The following is a 21,879-nucleotide window of genomic DNA, read 5'->3' as shown; positions in this document are numbered from 1 at the left end:
AACCGGCGTTCTGATGATAAAAATGCTGGTTTGCGTAGCGTGAATCTCAGATCAGCCCGTTAGCGCGAAGAAATATTAAAATCGAGGCTGGTGCCAGCTCCTCCGGTGTGTCGAAGGTCCAAACTGCGACCGCTCAGCGTGCTCGAAAGCCTCTCGTTCACGTGCCGCACGTCGCAAGATACGCGAGGTGACGGACGGGGGCTGCCTGGTGACGCTTAGGGCCGTGTGTCCGTCTGCCCAGAGGGGCCGCATCGCGCCACGGGTGGAATGGGGGGCGAGTTCTTGACGCTGCACTCTTCTTTTTGACGCCGGTGACAGCGTTTTTCCAGTTGGCAGACGCGCGCCGGTCGTCTCAGGCCCGTCATTCATAAAACTTGCTCCCCAATTCTCATATCTTCGGGCAACGGCGCGCGGGGAGGGGCCGGCAGGTGCGAGAAGACCTCCGTTTGCGGAGAAACTCTGCATCTTTGACCTGCGCAAAAGCAATGAAGCGCAGCTCGTGCCCATGCGTTGCGGCCTGTGCGCGCCCGCGCCTTAGGCTATTCTAGAAGGCGATAAACTGACGCGCCGCTGCCCGCATCCCGCCCGTACGCTGCCCGCACGCCGACGCGACGACGCACGCAAGGAGCCCCATGGCCTTCGTTCACCTTCACAATCACTCGGACTTCTCGATCCTGGATGCCGCCACGCGCGTGCCGGCTATGGTCAGGCGGGCCGTCGACCTCAAGATGCCGGCCCTGGCCCTCACGGATCACGGTTACATGTTCGGCGTTCCCGAGTTCGACCTCGAGTGCCGCAAGTACAACGATGCCCAGCAGGACATGCACCAGTGGAAGCACGACGTCGAGTGCTTCGAGAAGGGCTGGGAGCTCGAGGAGCCCCCCGCCGACGCCGCAGAGGCCGCCGGTCACGACTGCGCCCACGCGCAGTGGGCCTCGGACGTCCGCGTCTGGGGCCAGGCGCACGACCTCGCGGCTGTGCAGGCCAACCGGCCCTCCCTCACGATCAAGCCCGTCTTTGGCTGCGAGGCCTACTTCATCACGGACGACTGCATCGAGAAGGGCACCAAGCAGCACCGCTACCACCTGATACTGCTGGCCAAGAACGAGCGCGGCTACGTGAACCTCATGAAGATGATGTCCGAGGCCGCCTCGGGTGACATGTTCTACTACTACCCGCGCACGACCCTCGAGATGCTGCGCCGCTACCATGAGGGAATCATCTGCAGCTCGGCGTGTGTGTCGGGCATCATCCCGCAGATGTACTTCGCCGGTCGCGCCGACGAGGCGCGCCTCTGGGCGCTCACGTACCGCGAGATTTTCGGCGATGACTTCTACCTCGAGGTCCAGGACCACGGCCTGTCCGACCCCAGCTGGGGCGGCTTCAGCGACCGCACCCTCTCCGAGCAGATCGTGCGCCTCGGCCACGAGCTGGGCATCAAGGTCATCGCCACCAACGACAACCACTACCTCACGCGCGACGACGCCCCCACCCAGGACGTGCTCAGCTGCATCGGCACGGCCTCCAAGCTCGACGACGCCAACCGCAAGCGCATGACGGGCTCCGAGTTCTACCTCAAGAGCGAGGACGAGATGCGCGAGCTCTTCTCGTGGGCGCCCGAGGTCATCGAAAACACCCTCGAGGTCGCCGACAAGTGCAGCTACGAGCTCGACTGGACCCACATGTACCTGCCCAAGTTCCCTGACCTCGCGCCCGGCGAGACCTCCGAGGAGCGCTTCCGCAAGGAGTGCGAGGAGGGGCTCGCCCGCCGCTACGGCCCTGACTGGAAGAACACGGTGGTCGCCGGGACCAACGTCTCGGAGCGCTTCGAGTACGAGTACAAGATCATCTGCGACAAGGGCTTCGCCGACTACTTCCTCATCGTCCAGGAGTACGTGAGGTGGGCCAAGCAGAACGGCATCGGCGTGGGGCCGGGACGAGGATCTGCCGCCGGCGCCATCGTGGCCTATGCCATGGACATCACCACGTTTGACCCGCTCGAGAACGGCCTCATGTTCGAGCGGTTCCTGTCCCCGCAGCGCTCTGAGATGCCTGATATCGACATGGACTTCGACGACGAGCGCCGCCTCGAGGTCGTCGAGCACGTCCGCCAGCTCTACGGCCCCGAGCGCGTCTGCCACGTCATCACCTACTCCACGATCAAGGCCAAGCAGGCCATCAACGACGCCGCGCGCGTGCTGAGCTTTCCCGTCTGGGCCGGCCAGAAGCTCTCCAAGATGATCTCCAACGACCCTAGGCTCACGCTCGACCACGCTCTGCACAAGTCCGATGACGCCCCCGACCAGTACTCCCCGGACTTCGAGGAGGCCTACCGGACCGACCCCGACGCCACGCGCATCATCGACGCCGCGCTCTCGATCGAGGGCCTGCACCGCGGCGAGGGCGTCCACGCCTGCGCCGTCCTCATAGCCCCCACGCCCGTCAACGACCACGTGCCCACCAAGATGGACACCAAGGGCGGCGTCGAGATCACCCAGTACGAGGGCCACTCGGTCGCGGACATGGGCCTGCTCAAGATGGACTTTTTGGGCCTGCGCACCCTCACGGTCATCAGCCGCGCCAAGGCCAACATCAAGGCCAACTACGGCATCGACATAGACGTGGACAAGATCCCCTTCGACGACCCCGAGATCTACCGGCTCATGCGCGAGGGCCGCACCGCGGGCGTCTTTCAGATCGAGTCCGCAGGCATGACGTCCACGATCAAGGGCATGAAGCCGACCGAGTACAAGCAGGTCGTCGCCCTTATCGCCCTGTACCGCCCCGGCCCTTTGGGCGCCGGCATGGTCACCGACTACATCGACCGCATGAACGGCAAGAAGGAGGTCGTCTACTACGACGACCGCCTCGCCGACATCCTGGAGGAGACGTACGGCACGATCGTCTACCAGGAGCAGGTCATGCAGATCTCCATGAAGATGTCGGGCTTCTCGGCGGGCGAGTCCGACAAGGTCAGAAAGGCCGTGGCCAAGAAGAAGATCAAGCTCATGGAGGAGACGGTCCAGCACTGGGACGACGGCACCGACGAGACCATGCACGCGCACTGGACCAACGGAGCCGAGCGCAATGGCTACAGGCGCGAGCTCGCCGAGCGCATCTGGGCCGACGTCTTGAAGTTCGCCTCCTACGCGTTCAACAAGTCCCACTCGGCCGGCTACGCCATCCTCGTCATGCAGACGGCCTGGCTCAAGGCCCACTACCCGCGCGAGTACATGGCCTCGGTCCTCACGAGCTACATGGGCAAGACCGACAAGATCGTCCACTACGTCACCGCCTACCGCCACGAGGGCGTGGACATCCTGCCCCCCGACATCAACGAGTCGGGCCGCGACTTCACGGCCACGAGCGAGGGCGTCCGCTTTGGCTTCGCGGGCATCCGCGGCGTGGGCGAGGGCGTGGGCGAGGCCATCATGGCCGAGCGCGAGAAGGCCGGCCCCTTCAAGAACTTGCACGACTTCGTGGACCGCATGGACTCCGGCCAGGCCAACCGCCGCGTCGTCGAGGCGCTCATCTGCTCGGGGGCCTTCGACTCCACCGGCTACACGCGCATGCAGCTCATGCGCTTCGTGGACAAGACCAACCCCGAGAACGTCGTCGACGCCGCCACCCGGCGCCAGAAGCAGCGCGCCGTCGGGCAGTTCTCAATGTTCGACCTCTTCGGCGACGTGGAGGGCTCAGGCTTCGAGAGCAGCATCCCCGAGCCGGACAACGTGGAGTGGGACCGCTCGATCAAGCTCTCCCGCGAGCACGAGGTCCTGGGCCTGTACGTCTCCGACCACCCGCTGCGCCCCTACGAGTACGCGCTGGCCAAGAACCGCGACTACACGATCGCCGACATCGAGGTCTCCGAGGAGGTGGCCGACCCCTCGGGCGGCGTCCGTGAGCGCTTCAAGGTGGCCGAGGGCAAGCCCCTGCGCCTGGCGGGGATGGTCACGGCCGTGCAGAAGAAGACCACCAAGAACGGCGACTCCATGGCCATCGTCACGCTCGAGGACATGGAGGGAGAGGTCACGCTCGTGGTCTTCCCCAAGCTCTACAAGAAGTGCGCGGCGACCCTGGCCGGCGAGGTGGACGAGGAGACCGGCGATTCGGCCTCCGACGTCTTCGTGAAGGTCGAGGGCAAGCTCGAGCGCTCGGATCGCGGGAACCAGATCATCTGCCTGTCCGTGGAGCCGCTCGTCTTGGACGAGAAGTCCAACCGCCCCAAGGTCCTCGAGGTGAACATGCCCTCCTCGCTGCTTACGCGCTCCTACATGGACAGCCTGGGGAGGATCCTCGCGCGCTATCCCGGCCTCGACCACGTCGAGCTGCGCGTGGAGTCGACGTGCGGCGACGTCATGTGCATGGAGCTGCCCTGCCGCGTCGACGCGCACAACATGGTCCTTCTGGCCGAGATGATCGACCTGGTGGGCTCGGGCGGCTGCGTCAAGGTGGCGTAGGGAGGGGTCTCAGGGATGCGCGTTCGGAGAGGCCCCGGGTGCGTAAGAGCAATCGCCAGACGGGGAGGCAGGCAGCATGACAGAGAATGACGTGGAAGACGATGAAGAGAATGACGCGGGGAGCGACATGAGGCTCGGCTCGCGCGCACTCGAGGACGAGTTCAACCAGATAGTCCGCGCTCGGGACGGCGACGCGTCCGGCCGCGCCCGGGGCGACTCCTACCTTGCCGGCACGCACGCCCTCTACCACGGTGACCCCACGCCCTGGGCGCTCACGCCCAAGGTCTTCGACGCTCCCACCGTGGAGCTCCTGCGTGACGCCGCCGAGACCATGGGTGCCATCATGGACAAGCTCACCCGCGCGTTTCACACGAGCCCGACCATCCGGGCCCAGTTTGCCCTCGATGCCGGCCTCGAGCAGCTCTGCCTCCTTGACATGGGCTACGAGCAGCAGATCCCGCTCGCGCGCGTGGACGTCTTCCTCAACGAGGAGACGGGCGCCTACCAGTTCTGCGAGCTCAACACCGACGGCTCGGCCGGCATGGTCGTAAGCGACGAGATCGCCCACGCGATTCGCCTCTCCCCGTCGTTCGCGCAGTTCGAGGCGGCCCACCCGGGCCTGTGGTCCCCGGACATCTGCGGCTCCTGGGTCGACGCGCTTCTCGAGACGTACCGGGGCTGGAGTGGGGCGTCGGCGGCGGACAAGCCCCTGGATCTGGCCATCGTGGACTTCGCCGAGAGCATCGACGAGGAAGATGTGCGCCACTTCGTGGAGCTCCTGCGCGCCCGCGGCGTCAACGCGCGCTTCGCCGACGTGCGCGACCTGCGCGTAGAGGAGGCGCTGCCCGGGCAGGCGCGCCTGGCCGACGCAGCCGGTCCCCTCGACTGCGTCTGGCGCCGCGCCGTGACCGGAGAGCTATGGGGCAAGTCCTGCGCGGGCAGAGACGCCCTGGTCCGCGCGGTCGGGGAGAACCTCGCCTGCGTCATCGGCGGGTTTCGCACCTGGCCCTGCGCCACGAAGACCGTCTTCGCAGTGCTGTGGAGCGACGCGGCCGCGGAGGTCTTCACCCCCGACGAACTGCGGTTCGTTCACGAGCACGTCCCCTACACCGAGGTGCTCACGCCACGGAGCGATCTGGCGCGCTTCTCCGATAAGGACGCCTGGATCGTGAAGCCGGCGGGCGGCTACAACTCGGTCGGCGTGCTCGCCGGGCTCGACGCCACGCCCGAGGAGTGGCACCGCGAGCTGGCCGTCACCGCACGCGAGGGCGGCGTCGTCCAGCGCTACGCGGAGCAGTACCGCACGGCCTGCCTGAGGGGGACCCTCGTGGACGGCCCCCACCGCGGCAAGCCGGACATGTCCGACGAGCTGGGCTTTGCCGAGGCGTCCAACATGGAGGGGCTCTACCTGTTCAACGGGCGCTTCTCAGGCGTGTACGCGCGCTGCGGGTTCGCTCACACCATCGGGGAGTGGACGAGCCGGCTCAACATGGGCTGCTTCTACGAGGGCGCACCCCGCGACTCCCGAGCGGATGAAGAGCGTGGGGCGACGTACTAACCTCCGCGCGGGGCGGGTATCATAGGAGATGTCATGTCGCCGGAGGGGCGGCCTTGATTCGCGAAAAGAAGAGAGAGGAACAGCTATGGCCGAGATCAAGTTCTATCGCTGCAATCACTGTGGGAACATCGTCGCTGTCATCAACGATGGTGGTCCCGTGCCCGTCTGCTGCGGAGAGCCCATGGAGCTGCTCGTGGCCGACTCCACGGACGCCGCCACCGAGAAGCACGTGCCCGTCGTCACGCGCGAGGGCGACAAGCTCACGGCCCACATCGGTTCCGTCGATCACCCCATGCTCAAGGAGCACTACATCCAGTGGATCGCCGTCGCCTACGAGGGCTCCGTCGCCCTCACGTACCTCAAGCCGGGCGACGTTCCCGAGGCCACGTTTGACGTGCCCGCCGGCAAGGACGTGACGGTCTACGAGTACTGCAACGTCCACGGCCTCTGGAAGGCCGAGGCGTAGGTCGTCGCATCTGCGCGCGGGACGGGGCCTCGGGAGACCGGGGCCCCGTCCTTTTTACGAATTCGTGCGCGGTGCGCAGGACCGCTATCATGGAACGATAGGGTACCGACGAAGAAGAGAGGCACGGCCATGAAGATCGCCATTGCCCAGATGAGCACGCGTGCGGGCGACTTCGAGCGCACGGTGGAGCGCATGGTCGACTATGCGCGCCGCGCCGCCGACACGGGGGCCGACCTCGTCGTCTTTCCGTCGCCGGCGCTGTGCGGTACCACGCCGGTGGCCTTCGGGGACCGAGAGGGGTTCCTTCTGGACCTGGCCGAGTCCCTGACGCGCCTTTCCGAGGAGGCCGCCTGCCCCTGCCTGGTTCCCGTGCTCTCCGACATCGAGGGGGCTCCCATGTCCGAGGCGCTGCTCCTGTCAGAGGGCGACGTCGTTCCCGTGCGCCTCTCGGCGTACCTGGAGTCCATGGCCGGCTCCGAGGCCTCCGACGACGAGGACGCCGCCGCGAGCCCGCTTCCCGAGCTCGAGTTCGCCGGTGCGCGCCTGGGCATCGCCTTCACCTACGAGGACCTCGACGACTACGATGACTATGACTACGACGTCGACGTCATCGTGTTCTTGTCCAGCTATGGATTTGCGACCGACGACGTCTCGAGCGCGTTGGGGACCTCGCTCGCCGAGGGGCGCTTCCCCGTCGACGCGGAGACCACGGGTGCCTGGATCGTGGGCGTGGGACCCGTTGGCTGCTACGGTGACCAGGTGTTCTGCGGCTCGAGCTTCGTGCTCTCCCCCTGGGGGGAGCTTGCCGCGCAGGCCCCCGGCCTCGAGGAGGCCCTGCTCGTCTGCGACGTGGACCCCTCCTCAGAGGGCCCGCTCGAGAGCCCCCTCACGCCCGAGGTCTATGACGCGCCGCTCACGACCTGGGGCGCGCTGACCCTGGGGCTGCGCGAGACGGTCGCTCGGCAGGGCTGCTCCGACGTCTGCGTTCTCGTGGATCCTGACCTCTGCTCCCTGCTCGTGGCCACCCTCGCCGTCGACGCGCTGGGCCCCACGCACGTGCACGCCCTCGTCCTCCAAACGGGGGAGCGCGAGGCCGACGAGGCGACGGCCGAGCTCGTGCGCAACCTGCGCCTTCCCGAGCACAACGTCGAGCGCGCCGACGCGCGCGGCGAGAGTGACCCCACCCTTGCGCGCGACCTCGCCGAGGTCCGTCTCGCCGCCCTTGCGCGTCACAGCGGGGCCCTGGCGCTCGGCTCTTGGGACAAGACCGCGCTCGCGCTCGAGGCTCCCGTTGGCGTGGGGGCGGCCCGCCTCATGCCGCTGGGCGACCTCTATCGCTCCGACGTCGTGGCCCTCGCGCACCTGCGCAACACGATCTCCCCGGTCATTCCCGCGCAGGCGGACGTCTCGCTTCCAGCGGAGGGCCTCGCCGGCCTCGACGAGCTAGCGTCGGCGGAGACGCGCCTGATGTTCGTCGACCTCGTGCTGTCGAGCTACCTCGAGTGGGAGCAGTCCCTCTCCGACATCGTGTCCGAGCACGGCCACGCCGCCCTGGTCGCGTCTGTCCTCGAGCGCCTGCACGCGGTCGAGCCCCTGCGTGCGGACTGCGGCATGCAGATAGCCCTGTCCTCCAAGACCCTCGCAGAGGCGCGCGGCCCGCAGGGGCTCGCCTGGCGCGACCGCCCGCGCAAGGACTCCGAGCGCCTTGACGAGAAGGCCTTCTCCACCCTCGTCCAGGAGGATGCCAACGACGAGGACGACGACGAGTCCGCGGCCTCAGCCGCGTATCGCCGCGAGAAGGACGTCCACGACCTCCTAGGCTACCTGCGCGACTTCTCTCTGGGCGGGGGGCTCTCGTCTTCCGGTGCGCCCGGGGAGGGGGGCGGCCGCCATGGGTCCTCGGGAGGCTCCTCGCAGCCGTTCTGGCAGGGGCCCTTCTCGGAAAACTGACGTGGGTCGCGCGTGCCCTGTGCTACCATGTAACGAACATTAGTTCGCTCTCAAGGGGAAGGCGCATGGTCATCCTTGGCATAGATCCGGGACTCGCCCACACGGGCTGGGGCGTCGTCGAGACGCGCGGTCCCGTCTGTAGGGCGCGGTCGTACGGCTGCGTGGTCACCCAGGCACACGAGTCCATCGACCTGCGCCTGGGAAGAATCTACACGGAGCTCAGGCGCGTGATCGAGAAGTACGGCCCCACCGAGCTCTCCATTGAGGGCATCTACTTCGGCGAGAACACCAAGTCCGCCATCGCCACGGCCCAGGCGCGCGGAGCGGCCATCGTGGCATGCTCGACGGCTGGCCTCTCGGTGGGGGAGTACACGCCCATGCAGATCAAGCAGGCCGTCGTGGGCACGGGCGCGGCCGACAAGCATCAGGTCACATACATGGTGAAGAACATTCTCGCCCTGGACCACGAGCCGCATCCCGATCACGCCGCCGATGCTCTGGCGGCCGCGGTGTGCCATGCCAACGTCTCCAGGACCGAGCGGCTCGGCAAGGAAAGGAGGGCGCTCTCGTGATAGTCCAGCTGACCGGCACGCTCGTCGAGGTGCTGCCCGCGCGTGTGGTGGTCGACGTGGGAGGCGTGGGCTACGAGCTCGGCGTCTCGTCGACCACGGCAGCGGCTCTGCCGCACGTGGGCGAGGCCGGCGTCACCGTCCTCACCCGCATGATCGTGCGCGAGGACGCGATGGAGCTCTACGGATTTGCCACGCGCGACGAGCGCGCCCTCTTTGACCAGCTTCGCGCCATCTCGGGCGTGGGACCCAAGCTTGCGCTCTCGGTCCTGTCCACCTTCTCGCCCGCGGTGCTGGCCCAGGTCGTGAGCGCCCAGGACGCGACGCGCATGGCGCAGGTACCTGGCGTCGGCCGCAAGAAGGCGAGCCGGCTGCTCGTGGAGCTCTCGGACGTCTTCTCCAAAAACGTCGAGCTCAGGGGCCTTGTGGGCCTCTCCGAACCGGGTGCGGCCTCGCTGCCCCTGGCTTCGGGTGCCTCAGGGGCCACGGCCGAGGCCACCGAGGCCCTGCTCTCCATGGGCTTCACCTCCCCCGAGGCCGAGCTCGCCCTCGAGGGCCATGACGAGGCGGGCGCCACCACGATCGAGCAGGTCCTCGCCTACGCGCTGCGCCGTCTGGGGAGTGGTCGCTGATGTGGGAGGCGGGCGAGAAGGACCTCTTCGGCGTACCCAATCCCGCCCCCGCGGCGGGTCGCTCGACCGCGCGCGAGGTGTCCGGAGACCTCACGTCCGACGACCTCGACCAGGACCGCACCCTGAGGCCGCACACGCTCGACGACTACATCGGCCAGGAGCGCGTCCGCGAGAACCTGCGCGTGCTCATCCAGGCCGCCCGCGACCGCGGCGAGGCGCTCGACCACGTGATCTTCTCGGGGCCCCCGGGGCTGGGCAAGACCACGCTCGCCGGCATCGTGGCCAACGAGATGGGGGCCAAGATGCACACGACCTCCGGGCCCGCAATCGAGCGCGCCGGCGACCTCGCGGCCATCCTCACCAACCTCGAGGAGGGCGACGTCCTGTTCGTGGACGAGATTCATCGCCTGAATCACCAGATCGAGGAGATCCTCTATCCCGCCATGGAGGACTTCTTCCTGGACATCGTGATCGGCAAGGGCCCGGCGGCGCGCTCCATCAGAATCGACGTGCCGCGCTTCACCCTCGTGGGGGCCACCACGAGGACCGGCCTGCTCACGGGGCCCCTGCGAGACCGCTTTGGGATCTCGTATCGCCTGGACTACTACACGCCTGAGGAGCTCGCGGTCATCGTGGGGCGCTCGGCACAGATTCTGGACGTCCAGATTGACGCCCAGGGCGCGGCCGAGATCGCCTCGCGCTCGCGGGGGACTCCCCGCCTGGCCAACCGCCTGCTCAAGCGTGTGCGCGACTACGCCCAGGTCAAGGCCACGGGGTCCATCAGCGCCGAGGTCGCCGCCGAGGCCCTCGAGTTCTTCGAGATCGACGCTCTGGGGCTGGACACCATGGACGTGCGCATCCTCACGTCCCTCTGTCGAACCTTCAGGGGGCGTCCCGTGGGCCTCACCACGGTCGCGAGCGCGGTCTCGGAGGACCCCTCGACGTTAGAGGACGTCTACGAGCCCTACCTCCTGCAGCGCGGGCTCATCGTGCGCACGCCCCAGGGTCGCCAGGCCACCCTGGCTGCCTTCGATCACCTGGGCCTGGAGCCTCCCACGCGCTAGGCGGCGCAGGCGCGCGGGGCACGCAGGGGGTGCACATGAAGGCGTGCTGTGGCTCGCTTACGAATCCGGACCCAGGGCACGTGCGCCGACGCTTTGCGCATACATAGAGGGCTGCGGCACGCCCCAAGGGACCCAGTCGTGCCATAGCCCTCGATTCGTGAGCGGGTCCGTACGCTACGCGTTCGTATGTGTCGTGCTCCCGCCGCGCCACGCACGGAGGCGATTAAGCAGGCTGGGGGCCTGCATCGCCTCGTCGTTGATGGAGACAATCTTGTCGCGTCCCGCGTGGGCGGCGATCGCGCGCAGGACGCCCACGCCATCGTCTGCGGCGTAGAGGGTGACGCGCCCCGTGGCGTCATGAAACTCGATGGAGCGTATGCGCCCTCGGAAGATGTCGCAGCGGACCTGTGCAAGCTCGCCCCAAGCCAGCCGTTCGTGCATGGCACCCTCGTCGGCAATGAACTCCAGCCCGTCCGCGTCCAACACAAGCGTGCCCGGCTTGGGCAGGACGTGTCCGAGCAAAAGCTCGGCGGCGGTTTCTAGCTCATGACTCTCGTTCATGGGGTCTCCCACCTACTGACGGATGTTCGGCTTCGCCCCTGCTGCGAGCAGGGATGCGATTTCGGTCTCGCTCGCCGAGGTGAAGTCCCCGTAGACCGTAGCCTTGAACGCGCTTGACATCGTTGCGTAGTCCACGGTGAACTGGCGGTCCCAGTGGCAAGCGTCACCGTGCACGATTGCGGCGGCAAAGACGCTACCGCTGCTTGAGATGTCGGCAACGGCGACCTGCTGCAGACGAGAGAGAAAGGTCTCCTTGTGCGTCACGATGGCACTGCGAATGGAGGCGACGTCGTAGCGGTCGATCTGGCGGACGACGAAGCACAGTGACTGCAAGGCGTGATCGACCATCATGCCGTGGGCCCATGACAGGCAGTAGTCGAAGAGCTCGGTCTCGTCGACGTGGCCTCCCTCGTAGGAGAGGATGTCGTCCTCTGAGGCGATGAGCTGGTCGACGTAGGGGAGCAGTGATCCGATCTGTTCGTGCGCCGCCTCGCGCGAGGGCCACATCGTCTCGCGGTAGTTGAGATCCATGACCGTGTGGATACCGCGCCCCTTGCAGGCCCTGAGCCCCTCGAGACAGGTTTGGTACATCTCTCCGGAGATGGCGGGCACGACTCCCGAGAAGAAGAACGCCTCGATGCCGTTGAGCATGTGATCCCAGTCAAAGTCGGCGTGATGGGCATTGGCCATCGCGGTGCCCGAGCGATCGTACGTGACGACGGTTGGGCGAATGGAGAGACCCCGCTCACTGTAGTAAATGCCCATCCGATCGTCCGAGCGGATGACGCGCGAGGTGTCCACCCCGTAGCGAGAGAGGTTCATGAGGGCATTGGTGCCCAGGTGGTTGCTTGATACCTTCGATGCAAAAGAGACGCTCTCACCCTGCTGGGCGAGGGTTATGGCCACGACCGTCTCGGCGCCGCTGTAGGAGATGTCAAGACTGCGCGCCTCGTCGAGACGCTCGTGCGCAACGGTTGCGAGCCTTACGAGGGGCTCTCCGAAGCAAAGGATGTTCACACCTAGACTCCCATCACGAGCACGAGGGAGGTCATGACGACTATCCCCACGAGAACGGTCAGTGCATTTGCCATGCCCGCGAGTCCCTCGTCCCCGCCGGCCCACAGCGTATAGAGTGGACCAGTCGACGCGGCGGGGGCCCATGCGAGGACGGCGACGACCTGGCGGACTCCTGCGTCGAGAGGAAGCACGAACACGGTGGCCAGCGAGAGGACCGTCGCAAAGGCAAAACGCCAGCCAAGGAGCCTCACGAGCTCGACGGCCTTCCTCCCGTCAAGGGAGAATCTAATCATAAGTCCAATCATGAACAAAGACAGGAAGGAATTTGCGCTTGCGATTGGGTCGATGAGGGTGATGAACTGGGGGGGCAAACGGACTTCTCCGAGGCCCAAGGCGATGAGCACGAGGTAGCAGTCGAACGGCACGGAGGAGAACAGCGTGCGCGCGAAGACGCCCATGCGCTCGTGTGTTGAGGTGTCGTCTGCGTCGAGGACGACCGCGCGCATGAGCGCCCAGGTGCCACCCGTGCTCATGAGGGAATTCCCCGCATCGAACAGGCAAGTGGCAACCACGCCCGAGACGGGAAAGAACGCCTGCACAAAGGATAGGGCGAAGCAGCCAATATTGAGGCCTGAAACATTGGCCTGCTGGATGACGCGCTCTTCACGGGGCTTTTTCCGGTAGACGATGAGGGAGAAGAAGAATGGAAGGGCATTCGCGAGAAAGCCGAGGACGATGAGACCCAAGAGGGCTGGCTCGAGCTCAGTGGTCTGGAAGGCACGCACAATCGCGGCCGGAAGGGTGAGGTTGAAGACAATGCGCGAGACGAGCCTGCCGGCGCTGTCTCCAAATGCGGAGCTACGCGCGGCACCGACGCCCACGAAGATGATGACGACGAACGAAAGGACCTTGACGATGACGTCGAGCATGGATCGGCGGCTCCTCCTTAGTACTTTGGCTTGCGGACGCGGGTGACCTTCTCGGGGTGGAAGCGCCGCACGGCACAGAGCCCGTCCTGGGCGGTGTAGGTGTCCGTGACCTTCTTGAACTGTATGCGGATAGGGGCGAAGCCGGCGTCGACGTTGGCCTGCGCGAGACGCCTCTGACGCGTGCTGAGCTGGGTGCACCAAGCGTTGTAGTCACGAGGAACCGCGCATAGGTAGGTATCGTCCTTGAGCTTGAGGAGGAAGACCTCCTCAAGGTCGTCCCAGGAGATGAAGCCAGGGGCCATACCACCGGTGTGGTCAGTGATGCCGCGCTCGTCCACCACGATTGCGTCGCGGCGCGTTAGTATCTTGCGCACATTGAGCGCGATGAGCGCTACGGCAAGGGGGAATCCGAGCCAGCCCATCGTAACCTTCATGAGCAGGGGGTTCTCGGCGTAGGGGAGCGGCTGGGTCAGGGCGAGGATGGATGCCACAAGCAGGCAGGCGCCCATGAACGTGTAAATGATGAGCAGAACGACGTTGTTTGTGACCGAGAATCTCTGCGTGGCGGCTGTCTGAGACACGTGGGCCCCTCTCTTCTAAAAAAGCGTCGAGCGCTTGTCCTTCTCTGTGGGCATTGTCCCCTGCATCATAGCTAAGAGAGGGGGAGACAAAATCATCTCTGCACTTATATGAAGAAAGTATGATGGTATGAAGAAAAAGAGTTTGTACAAAGATACTTTTCTCAGTCTAATCGAACTAAAAAAGAACAAAAAGTGTGTAAAATATGGATACATCTACATAAGACAGTTTCTATCTCAAAATGACTGTGGAGTAAATATGATGAATTCCATAGACCCCCACGACAGTAGAAACCCAAAGATGGGTCAGGAGGGGTCATCTTCGGTAGATTCGAGTAAGAGGAGAGGAGGAAAAATGGCAGGAAAGAAGTTCATCGTCGGCGTGACCGCATGCCAGATCGGCATTGCGCACACCTTCATGGCCGCTGAGTCTCTCGCCACGGCTCTCGAGAGGCGGGGGTGCGAGGCCAAGATCGAGACTCAGGGTGCCACCGGAGCCGAAAACGTCATCACCGACGAGGACCTTGCCCGCGCGGACGCGGCCATCATAGCAGCCGACGTGAAGATCAAGGACAAGGAGCGCTTTGAGCCCATTCCCACGTTGAGCTGCAAGACCAATGAGGTCATGACCCTGGAGACCGCACTTTCGGTCGTGGACGAAGTATTGGAGGCTATTGACTAATGGCTGAGATTCAGCGCAAGAATGCCAAGAAGAGGAGCCAGGGACGCGTCGTGTGGGACGCCGTTCTGACTGGTATCTCCTATATGATTCCGTTCATCGTCGGTGGCGGCGTGCTTGAGGGGCTTGCCAAGGCCATGGGCGGCTACAACATCGCTGCGGACATGAAGGAGCTCACGTACACCGCCTACTCCTTTGCAATGGTCGTCTATGCCATCGGTGCCGCCATCTTTGACGTGAGCGTGCCCATCATTGGAGCCTACGTCGCCTACGCCCTGACCGACAAGCCCGGTCTCGCTCCCGGATTTGCCGTCGGCGTCATCTCCAACACGATTAAGGCGGGCTTCCTCGGTGCTCTCATCGGAGGCATCCTGGCCGGCTACATCGTGAACCTGCTCAAGAGCTGGTCCAAGAAGGTCCCAGGCTCCGTGCAGTCCGTCTTTCCCATCCTGGTCATTCCGGTCGTGGGCACCGGCGTGACGTCGTTGCTCATGTGGTACGTCATCGGCGTGCCCATCGGCTGGCTCATGACCCTGATCACGGGTGCCCTCATGAACCTCCAGGGCGTGGGCGGTTTCATCTTCGGCGCCGCTATCGGTGCAGGCATGTCCACCGACCAGGGCGGCCCGATCTCCAAGGCCGTGGCCCTCGTCGCCAACGGACTCAACGCCGATGGCGTCCTTGGGCCCGCCGCCTGCAAGATGTGTGGCGGTATGCAGAACCCGCTCGGCGTCTGCTTCGCCCAGGTCATTGATCGCTTCACCGGCAAGAAGAAGTTTACCGAGAAGGAGCGCTCCACCACGCTATCCGGCGTCGTGCTCGCATGCTGCTACATCCAGGAGTACGTCATTCCGTTCCTCGTGCAGGATACGTGGCGCTGCCTCGTTCCCTGCCTGATTGGTGGTGCCATTTCGGGCGGTCTGTGCGGCTACTTCGCGCTCGAGTCCGTGGCCGTTCACGGTGGCGTGTTCGTCATTCCGATGATGAGCAACCCGCTCCAGTTCGTCTTGTTCTGGTTCGCCGGCGCGGCCGTCACTGGCATCCTGTACTTCATCCTCCGCAAGCCCGTCGCGGAAGAGGGCGACATGGCTGGCAACGGCGTCCTCGACCAGCTGCTCGGCTAGTCCTTACTCGCCGGGGCGGGGAGGCTCGCCTCCCCGCCCGTCTTGCACGTGCTTTTCTGCTCCATCGCTTTGTCTTTATAGCTGACCCATCAGCTCATGCCGGCGAGTCAGGCATTCAAGGAGGACTCACACATGTACGTTTCCATGAAGGAAATGCTCCAGCACGCAAGCGTCAACCGCTACGCGGTTCCCGCCCCGAACTGCCCGGACTTCAACATGGTCAAGGCTGCGCTCGCCGCGGCCCAGGCCAACAAATCTGCCGTCATCATTGACGTCTCTCCCCGACAGGCGCACCTCAATGCCACTCCCGAGGCCTTCGCCCCCATGGTCAGGGCCCTCGCCGAGCCCCTCAACGTTCCCGTCGCCCTGAACTTGGATCACGGTGCCGAGTTCGAGGACATCTGCCGCTGCATCAAGGCTGGCTTCTCGAGCGTCATGTGCGACGCCTCCAGCCTCCCCTTCGAAGAAAACATTCGCCGCGTCCAGCAGGTCGTGGCGTTCGCCCATGCTCACGGCGTCTCCGTCGAGGCTGAACTTGGCCACGTCGGCCAGGCGGCCGACGGCGACGGGCGCTCCGATGACATGTACACCAAGGTCGACATGGCCGTCGAGTTCGTCGAGCGCACCGGGTGTGACGCTCTGGCGGTGGCCATCGGCACCGCGCACGGCAACTACCCCGCGGACTACGTCCCGCACCTCGACTTCACCCGTCTCGCCGAGATTAAGGCGGCCCTGGGCGAGAGGTACCCGCTCGTCCTGCACGGTGGGTCTGGCGCCGGTGACGAGAACTTCAAGAAGGCCGTCGCGGGCGGCATCAACAAGGTCAACCTGTGGACCGACTACTCAGCGGCCTACGTCTCGGCCGTGCGTGCCTTCCTAGTCGACAGGGAGCGTCCCGACTACCTCTTTGTCTCCACGAATGCCGAGGAGAAGGCCTCCGCGTGGCTCGCGCGCTACATGCACCTCTTCGGCTCTGCGGACCGCTACCAGTTCAGTGAAGAGCACGTCGAGGAGACGGACTAGCTCCCATGGCCCGCTTTGTCTTCGCATGCGACTCGTTCAAGGGGACGATCTCGTCTAGGCGCGCCGCCGAGCTTCTCGTGCACTCGGCGCGCGTGCGCTTCCCGGCCGTGAGCTGCACGTGCGTTCAGGTTGCTGACGGCGGCGAGGGCACAGTCGACGCTGTCGTGGCGGCAACGGATGGAGAGTTCATCCACGTGGCGGTGTCCGATCCGCTCGGACGCAGCGTGTGTGCTCATTATGGGATGCTTCCCGAAGGTCGTGCCGTCATCGAGATGGCCGCCGCCTCGGGGCTTCCCCTACTCGTCCCTGACGAACGCAACCCGCTCGCCACGAGCAGCTACGGAACGGGTCAGCTCATAGCTGACGCTCTCGCACGCGGCGCGACCGACGTCTCCATCGCCATCGGAGGCTCCGCGACCAACGATGCGGGGATGGGGTGCATGCGCGCCCTCGGAGCACGCTTCCTGGACGCAGATGGTGAGGATCTGGCAGGCGTTGGGTCTGACCTGGGCCGCGTGGAATCGATTGACGTCTCGGGCATGGACGGGCTCCTCGGTCGGGCGCGCTTTCATGTGATGTGCGACGTGGACAATCCCCTTGTGGGCCCTCGCGGAGCGACGCGCGTCTTCGCCCCGCAGAAGGGAGCTCGTCCGGCTGTGGTTCGCGAGCTCGAGGACGGCATGGCGTCTTTTGCCGACGTGCTCGCACGCACCTTTGGGGTGGATGTGTCCCAAGAGCCTGGCATGGGTGCTGCTGGGGGCCTCGCCGCCGCTGCGCGGCTCTTCTTGAGCGCCGAGGTCGTGTCCGGCGTCGACTGGGTGCTCGACCTTGTTGGCCTGACCGCGGCTCTCGAGGGGGCTGACCTCTGCATCACCGGCGAGGGTCACGCGGACTCCCAGTCGTCTCATGGAAAGGTGGTGAGCGGGGTGTCCACACGTTGTCGTGCCGCGGGCGTTACGTGCGTGGCCATCGTTGGCGGCATGGACCCCGGTGCCCTCGGGCTCCTCTCGCAGGGCGTGGACGCGCTCGTACCCACTGCCATCGGCGCGGGCAGCGTCGCTGACGCTCTCTCCCATGCCGAACGGAACTTTGCGCTTGCGGCGGATCGGACCTTCTCGCTTCTGGCTCTCGGACGGGGAATGGGGGAGTGCTCATGATGAGCGGTGCAGTCTGCTGGAACCGCGCGTTGCAGCGCGGCATGGGCCCCCACGCTCGGGGCGCTCACATGGTTCACACCTTCGACGAGATGCCTTCGAGTCTCTATCACCTGCTTCGTGCCTCGGCACGTCGTACTCCCGAGGCCGTGGCCGTGGTGGATGACGCTGGTAGGCCCACGACCTTCTCGCAGCTCCTCGGACATGTCGACGCGCTTGCCTCCCATCTTGCATGGCTGGGCGTGGCGCGCGGATCACACGTGGGGCTGCTCATGTACGCCGACCTCGAGTTCGTTGTGGCGCTCTTTGCCGTCTCCAAGCTTGCCGGCGTCTGCGTGCCCCTGCCCACCAAGTATCGCGTGCTCGAGGTGGCCTCACTCGTGGAGGCGGCCGATCTCTCGCTGCTCGTGGCGGGAGGGGAGTTCGGGGGCTGGGGGGCGCGTCTGCCTCTGGCGGCGGATCGCATCATCTGGACCCGTGGCGCCTCCGGGGACTACGGTTTCTCCGGTCTGGGAGGATTTCCCTGCGAGGCCGCCGGCACGTCGGACGATCCCGCCATCATGATGTTCACGAGTGGCACTACCTCAGCGTGCAAGGGGGTCGTGCTTACAAACGCAAACGTCTGCCATGCCTCCATGATCTACGCCCGTCTCATGGGGACCACGCCGTATGATCGCTGCCTCATCTCGACTCCCATCTACTACGTGACGGGCCTTGTCGCTCTGCTCGTACAGTTCCTCTACGTGGGTGCGACCACGTATCTGCATCGCGTCTTCGACGCATGTCGCACGCTTGCCTGCGTGCGCGACGAGAAGATCACGTATCTGCACGGCTCGCCGACCTTCTTCGCCGAGCTCCTCGCGCTCAAGGACGAGTTCCCCGAGCTCCCGAGCGTCCGGGCGCTGCTCAGCGGGTCGAGCTACGAGCCCGTTGCCACGATGCGCGCCTTTCACGCATGGATGCCCCCGGCGAGCTTTCAGGTGGTCTATGGCATGACCGAGACCTCCTCGCCCGCCCTGCTCTTTCCCTACGACGCGCCCACGTCGATCTTTGCGGGGGCTACGGGAAAGCCCGTCCCCGGCGTGGACGCCAAGATCGTGGACGAGGATGGTCGCGAAGTCGCCTCGGGGCAGACCGGCGAGCTCCTCGTGCGGGGGGCCTGCGTCACACAGGGCTACTACGGTGGAGCCGCGGGAGGTCCCGACGACGAGGGCTGGCTCGCCACCGGCGACATGGCCCATGCCAACGAGGAGGGCATGGTCTGGGTGGTGGACCGCAAGAAGGACATGATCAACCGCGGCGGCGAGAAGGTCTGGTGCTCGGAGCTCGAGGAGGTCCTCTGCGAGCTGCCGGACGTCGCGGGCGCCTGCGTGACCGGAATCCCACACGAGCTCTATGGCGAGGTGCCCGTGGCCGCACTCGTACCGGCTCTGGGCTGCTCGCCCACCGAGGAGGGCGTTCGCCGGGCGCTTGCGGGCCGTATCGCTCGCTTCAAGATTCCCGCGCACGTGGTCTTCGTCAAGAAGATTCCGCAGACCGCTGCCGAAAAGCCCGACCGAGCGGCCGTGCGCGATCTGATGCTCTCCTCGCTCAGCGCTCATGAACAGGAAGGCTAGACATGGCAGACGCAAGCCTCAAGGCCGTCTTCGTCACCCCCGAGGAGGCTGCGGCCTCCATCGTCGACGGCTCCACCCTCTGCACGATCGGCATGACGCTCGTCTCTGCCTCCGAGTCCAACCTCAAGGCCATAGAGCGACGCTTCCTCGAGACAGGCCATCCTCGCGGTCTCACGCTGCTGCACTCCTGTGGCCAGTCCGACCGCGCACGCGGCATCCAGCACCTCGCGCACGAGGGCCTCGTGACGCGCATCATCGGCTCTCACTGGGGCCTCCAGCCAAGGTGGATGGACATGATCGCCCACGACCAGGTAGAGGCCTACTGCCTGCCGCAAGGGCAGATCGCGCAGCTCTACCGTTCCATGGCCTGCGGGCTGCCGGGCAAGATGAGCAAGGTGGGCCTGGGAACCTTCATCGACCCGCGCCTCGAGGGCGGCAAGATGAACGCGCGCACGCGCGCGCTGCCTGACATCTCTGAGGTCATCACCATTCACGGAGAGGAATACCTGCTCTATCACGAGGTCCCCCTCGACGTCTGCCTCATCCGCGGCACCACCTGCGACGAGATGGGCAACCTCACCACAACTGACGAGGCCATGAAGCTCGAGGTCTTGAGTGCGGTTCTCGCCACCAAGCGCTACGGCGGTCAGGTCATCGCTCAGGTCCGTGAGGTGGCCCAGATCGGCACGCTCAACCCTAAGGAGGTGACCGTCCCGGGCGTCTTCATCGACCGGGTCGTGGTCTGTCCCGATCCCGAGGAGGATCATCGCATGACCTCCTCGATCTACTTCGATCCGTCCTTCGTGGGCCAGCTGCGCGTGCCCTCCTCCTCGATGGAGCCCGCCCCCTTCAACGAGCGCAAGCTCATTGCTCGCCGGGGCTGCCAGGAGCTCTACCCAGGCTGCGTGGTCAACCTCGGCACCGGCATCCCCAACGACATGGTGGGGCGTGTCGTCGCCGAGGAGGGTCTCTCCGACAAGGTGATGGTCACGGTCGAGAGCGGCATCTACGGCGGCGTCCAGCTTGGCGGCGTCGACTTCGGGATCGGCCAGAACCTGCTCGCCATGGTGAGCCACGCCGAGCAGTTCGACTACTACGACGGGGCGGGCGTCGACGTGACCTACATGGGCATGGGCGAGCTTGACGGCGAGGGCAACGTGAACTCCACCAAGATGGGGGAGCGCTGCGCCGGTGCCGGAGGTTTCGTCGACATCACGCAGAACGCCAAGATCGTGGTGTTTCTTGGCACGTTTACCGCCAAGGGCGCGCGTTACCGCTTCGAGGGCGGGCGTCTCACCATCGAGCGTGAAGGGGCCATCAAGAAGATGGTCTCTCACGTGGCGCAGCTCTCGTTCAACGGACCGGACGCCCGCGCCCGCGGCCAGCGCGTCGTCGTGGTCACCGAGCGCGCCGTCTTCGAGCTCGTGGACGAGGGCGTCATGCTCACCGAGCTCGCGCCTGGCGTGGACCTTCAGACGCAGGTCCTCGACATGATGGGGTTCGCGCCGATCGTGAGCCCGCACCTCAAGGAGATGGATTCCGCCCTCTTTGCCCCGGACGGGCCCTGTGGCCTGGCCGCAGGCTTCGCCCGCCCGTAGGAACCCCCACCCGTTAGATCCTCACACAAAGAAAGGGACAACGATGGACAACAAAAAGGTAGCAGTCATTGGCTCCGGGCTCATGGGGGGAGGCATAGCCCAGGCGTGCGCCCAGTCTGGCCTGGAGGTCACGGTGGTCGACGTCGCCCAGGAGCCCCTCGACAAGGCTCATGCCCTCGTCGCAAAGCTCCTCCAAAAGAAGGTCGAGAAGGGCAAGCTGGGGCAGGATGACGCGGACGCCACTCTTGCGCGCCTCTCCTACACCACCGACTACGCGCGCATCGCGGGTGCCGCCCACGTGATAGAGGCCGTGCCGGAGCGCCTCGACTTCAAGCGCGCGACGTTCCAGAAGATGGACGAGTTCGCCGACGCGGGGGCCACCCTGCTCACCAACACCTCCGGCATCAACATAGATGACATAGCGGCGGCGACCACCCGTCCCGCTGACGTCTTGGGCATGCACTTCTTCTATCCCGCGCCGGTCATGAGACTCGTCGAGCTCATCCGGGGCAAGAAGACCTCCGACGAGGCACTCGCATCCGCGCGCGAGCTGGCGGACGTCCTGGGCAAGACGTCCATATCCGCGCCCAACCAGCCTGGGTTCATCGTCAACCGCATCATCGTGCCGTACCAGAACGAGGGCGCCTTCCTCGTCATGGAGGGCTGCACCCCCGAGGACGTGGACGCGGGCATGAAGCTCGGCTGCAACCACCCCATGGGGCCCTGCGAGCTCATGGACTTCACCGGCATCGACGTGGTCTTGGCCACGATGTCTGGTCTCTACGAGAGCTTCGGGGACGAGAAGTACCGTCCGTGCCCGCTGCTCAAACAGATGGTCGACCAGGGCCGGCTGGGTCGCAAGACCGGTCGCGGCTTCTACGACTACCGCTAGGGAGACGGG

Annotated in this window: 18 protein-coding genes; 14 read left to right on the top strand and 4 right to left on the bottom strand. The window is 65.5% G+C overall.

What is annotated here, in order from left to right; all coding sequences use genetic code 11:
- Nucleotides 1-632: 632 nt before the first annotated feature.
- The 7 genes from dnaE (at nt 633) to ruvB (ending at nt 10,699) form a co-directional block, all read left to right on the top strand.
- Entirely contained in the window at nt 633-4,460 is a 3,828-nt protein-coding gene (gene dnaE, locus INP52_RS06865) for a DNA polymerase III subunit alpha (protein ID WP_194370270.1), read from the top strand.
- Nucleotides 4,461-4,536: 76 nt separating this feature from the next.
- Nucleotides 4,537-6,018, top strand: coding sequence for a hypothetical protein (locus tag INP52_RS06860; RefSeq protein WP_194370268.1), 1,482 nt, complete (start codon nt 4,537-4,539; stop codon nt 6,016-6,018).
- Nucleotides 6,019-6,103: 85 nt separating this feature from the next.
- Nucleotides 6,104-6,484 (top strand): desulfoferrodoxin, encoded by a 381-nt coding sequence (locus INP52_RS06855; RefSeq protein WP_194370266.1) that lies wholly within the window; start codon nt 6,104-6,106, stop codon nt 6,482-6,484.
- A 129-nt stretch (nt 6,485-6,613) separates the two neighbouring features.
- On the top strand, nt 6,614-8,434 hold the full coding sequence (locus INP52_RS06850) for a nitrilase-related carbon-nitrogen hydrolase (protein WP_194370264.1): 1,821 nt from the start codon (nt 6,614-6,616) through the stop codon (nt 8,432-8,434).
- Nucleotides 8,435-8,499: 65 nt separating this feature from the next.
- Nucleotides 8,500-9,006 (top strand): crossover junction endodeoxyribonuclease RuvC, encoded by a 507-nt coding sequence (gene ruvC / locus INP52_RS06845; protein WP_194370262.1) that lies wholly within the window; start codon nt 8,500-8,502, stop codon nt 9,004-9,006.
- Entirely contained in the window at nt 9,003-9,635 is a 633-nt protein-coding gene (ruvA, locus tag INP52_RS06840) for a Holliday junction branch migration protein RuvA (RefSeq protein ID WP_194370260.1), read from the top strand. The genes ruvC and ruvA overlap by 4 nt, the downstream gene beginning before the upstream one ends.
- Nucleotides 9,635-10,699 carry a Holliday junction branch migration DNA helicase RuvB gene (gene ruvB / locus INP52_RS06835; protein ID WP_194370258.1) on the top strand — a complete coding sequence of 355 codons (1,065 nt, stop codon included), beginning with the start codon at nt 9,635-9,637 and terminating at the stop codon, nt 10,697-10,699. The genes ruvA and ruvB overlap by 1 nt, the downstream gene beginning before the upstream one ends.
- A gap of 174 nt (nt 10,700-10,873) precedes the next feature.
- On the opposite strand, the gene INP52_RS06830 is transcribed toward ruvB, so the two are convergent.
- Genes INP52_RS06830 through INP52_RS06815 form a run of 4 tightly spaced genes read right to left on the bottom strand, consistent with a single transcriptional unit; the run spans nt 10,874 to nt 13,787 of the window.
- The gene (locus INP52_RS06830; RefSeq protein ID WP_194370256.1) at nt 10,874-11,260 is read right to left on the bottom strand and encodes a hypothetical protein; all 387 of its coding nucleotides are present in this window, start codon (nt 11,258-11,260) and stop codon (nt 10,874-10,876) included.
- Nucleotides 11,261-11,272: 12 nt separating this feature from the next.
- Entirely contained in the window at nt 11,273-12,277 is a 1,005-nt protein-coding gene (locus INP52_RS06825; RefSeq protein WP_194370254.1) for a sugar kinase, read from the bottom strand.
- Nucleotides 12,278-12,279: 2 nt separating this feature from the next.
- Nucleotides 12,280-13,206, bottom strand: a complete 927-nt coding sequence (locus tag INP52_RS06820) for an AEC family transporter (RefSeq protein WP_194370252.1) — start codon at nt 13,204-13,206, stop codon at nt 12,280-12,282.
- 17 nt (nt 13,207-13,223) lie between these two features.
- On the bottom strand, nt 13,224-13,787 hold the full coding sequence (locus INP52_RS06815; RefSeq protein ID WP_194370250.1) for an STM3941 family protein: 564 nt from the start codon (nt 13,785-13,787) through the stop codon (nt 13,224-13,226).
- Between the two features lie 352 nt (nt 13,788-14,139).
- Between INP52_RS06815 and INP52_RS06810 the strand changes: the two genes are divergently transcribed.
- The 7 genes from INP52_RS06810 (at nt 14,140) to INP52_RS06780 (ending at nt 21,870) form a co-directional block, all read left to right on the top strand.
- Nucleotides 14,140-14,466: a PTS fructose transporter subunit IIB gene (locus INP52_RS06810; RefSeq protein WP_194370248.1), complete on the top strand. Its 327-nt coding sequence runs from the start codon at nt 14,140-14,142 to the stop codon at nt 14,464-14,466.
- Nucleotides 14,466-15,587: a PTS fructose transporter subunit IIC gene (locus INP52_RS06805; RefSeq protein ID WP_194370246.1), complete on the top strand. Its 1,122-nt coding sequence runs from the start codon at nt 14,466-14,468 to the stop codon at nt 15,585-15,587. The genes INP52_RS06810 and INP52_RS06805 overlap by 1 nt, the downstream gene beginning before the upstream one ends.
- A gap of 132 nt (nt 15,588-15,719) precedes the next feature.
- The gene (locus tag INP52_RS06800) at nt 15,720-16,610 is read left to right on the top strand and encodes a class II fructose-bisphosphate aldolase (protein WP_194370244.1); all 891 of its coding nucleotides are present in this window, start codon (nt 15,720-15,722) and stop codon (nt 16,608-16,610) included.
- Nucleotides 16,611-16,615: 5 nt separating this feature from the next.
- Complete coding sequence (locus INP52_RS06795; RefSeq protein ID WP_194370243.1) at nt 16,616-17,767, top strand: glycerate kinase; 1,152 nt, start codon at nt 16,616-16,618, stop codon at nt 17,765-17,767.
- Nucleotides 17,764-19,380 (top strand): class I adenylate-forming enzyme family protein, encoded by a 1,617-nt coding sequence (locus INP52_RS06790; protein WP_194370241.1) that lies wholly within the window; start codon nt 17,764-17,766, stop codon nt 19,378-19,380. Before INP52_RS06795 ends, INP52_RS06790 begins: the two co-directional genes overlap by 4 nt.
- 2 nt (nt 19,381-19,382) lie before the next feature.
- Entirely contained in the window at nt 19,383-20,978 is a 1,596-nt protein-coding gene (locus INP52_RS06785; protein WP_194370239.1) for an acyl CoA:acetate/3-ketoacid CoA transferase, read from the top strand.
- Nucleotides 20,979-21,021: 43 nt separating this feature from the next.
- Nucleotides 21,022-21,870, top strand: a complete 849-nt coding sequence (locus tag INP52_RS06780; protein ID WP_194370237.1) for a 3-hydroxyacyl-CoA dehydrogenase family protein — start codon at nt 21,022-21,024, stop codon at nt 21,868-21,870.
- Nucleotides 21,871-21,879: the final 9 nt, after the last annotated feature.

Source organism: Thermophilibacter immobilis (genome assembly GCF_015277515.1).
GTDB classification, from domain to species: Bacteria; Actinomycetota; Coriobacteriia; order Coriobacteriales; family Atopobiaceae; genus Thermophilibacter; species Thermophilibacter immobilis.
The sequence above is the reverse complement of the archived record's forward strand: the minus strand, read 5'-3'. Positions and strand labels throughout refer to the sequence as shown.

Coding starts and splice junctions, on each gene's coding strand:
- dnaE (WP_194370270.1), top strand. CDS start 633: ATGGCCTTCGTTCACCTTCACAATCACTCGGACTTCTCGATCCTGGAT.
- INP52_RS06860 (WP_194370268.1), top strand. CDS start 4,537: ATGACAGAGAATGACGTGGAAGACGATGAAGAGAATGACGCGGGGAGC.
- INP52_RS06855 (WP_194370266.1), top strand. CDS start 6,104: ATGGCCGAGATCAAGTTCTATCGCTGCAATCACTGTGGGAACATCGTC.
- INP52_RS06850 (WP_194370264.1), top strand. CDS start 6,614: ATGAAGATCGCCATTGCCCAGATGAGCACGCGTGCGGGCGACTTCGAG.
- ruvC (WP_194370262.1), top strand. CDS start 8,500: ATGGTCATCCTTGGCATAGATCCGGGACTCGCCCACACGGGCTGGGGC.
- ruvB (WP_194370258.1), top strand. CDS start 9,635: ATGTGGGAGGCGGGCGAGAAGGACCTCTTCGGCGTACCCAATCCCGCC.
- INP52_RS06830 (WP_194370256.1), bottom strand. CDS start 11,260: ATGAACGAGAGTCATGAGCTAGAAACCGCCGCCGAGCTTTTGCTCGGA.
- INP52_RS06820 (WP_194370252.1), bottom strand. CDS start 13,206: ATGCTCGACGTCATCGTCAAGGTCCTTTCGTTCGTCGTCATCATCTTC.
- INP52_RS06810 (WP_194370248.1), top strand. CDS start 14,140: ATGGCAGGAAAGAAGTTCATCGTCGGCGTGACCGCATGCCAGATCGGC.
- INP52_RS06805 (WP_194370246.1), top strand. CDS start 14,466: ATGGCTGAGATTCAGCGCAAGAATGCCAAGAAGAGGAGCCAGGGACGC.
- INP52_RS06800 (WP_194370244.1), top strand. CDS start 15,720: ATGTACGTTTCCATGAAGGAAATGCTCCAGCACGCAAGCGTCAACCGC.
- INP52_RS06795 (WP_194370243.1), top strand. CDS start 16,616: ATGGCCCGCTTTGTCTTCGCATGCGACTCGTTCAAGGGGACGATCTCG.
- INP52_RS06790 (WP_194370241.1), top strand. CDS start 17,764: ATGATGAGCGGTGCAGTCTGCTGGAACCGCGCGTTGCAGCGCGGCATG.
- INP52_RS06785 (WP_194370239.1), top strand. CDS start 19,383: ATGGCAGACGCAAGCCTCAAGGCCGTCTTCGTCACCCCCGAGGAGGCT.
- INP52_RS06780 (WP_194370237.1), top strand. CDS start 21,022: ATGGACAACAAAAAGGTAGCAGTCATTGGCTCCGGGCTCATGGGGGGA.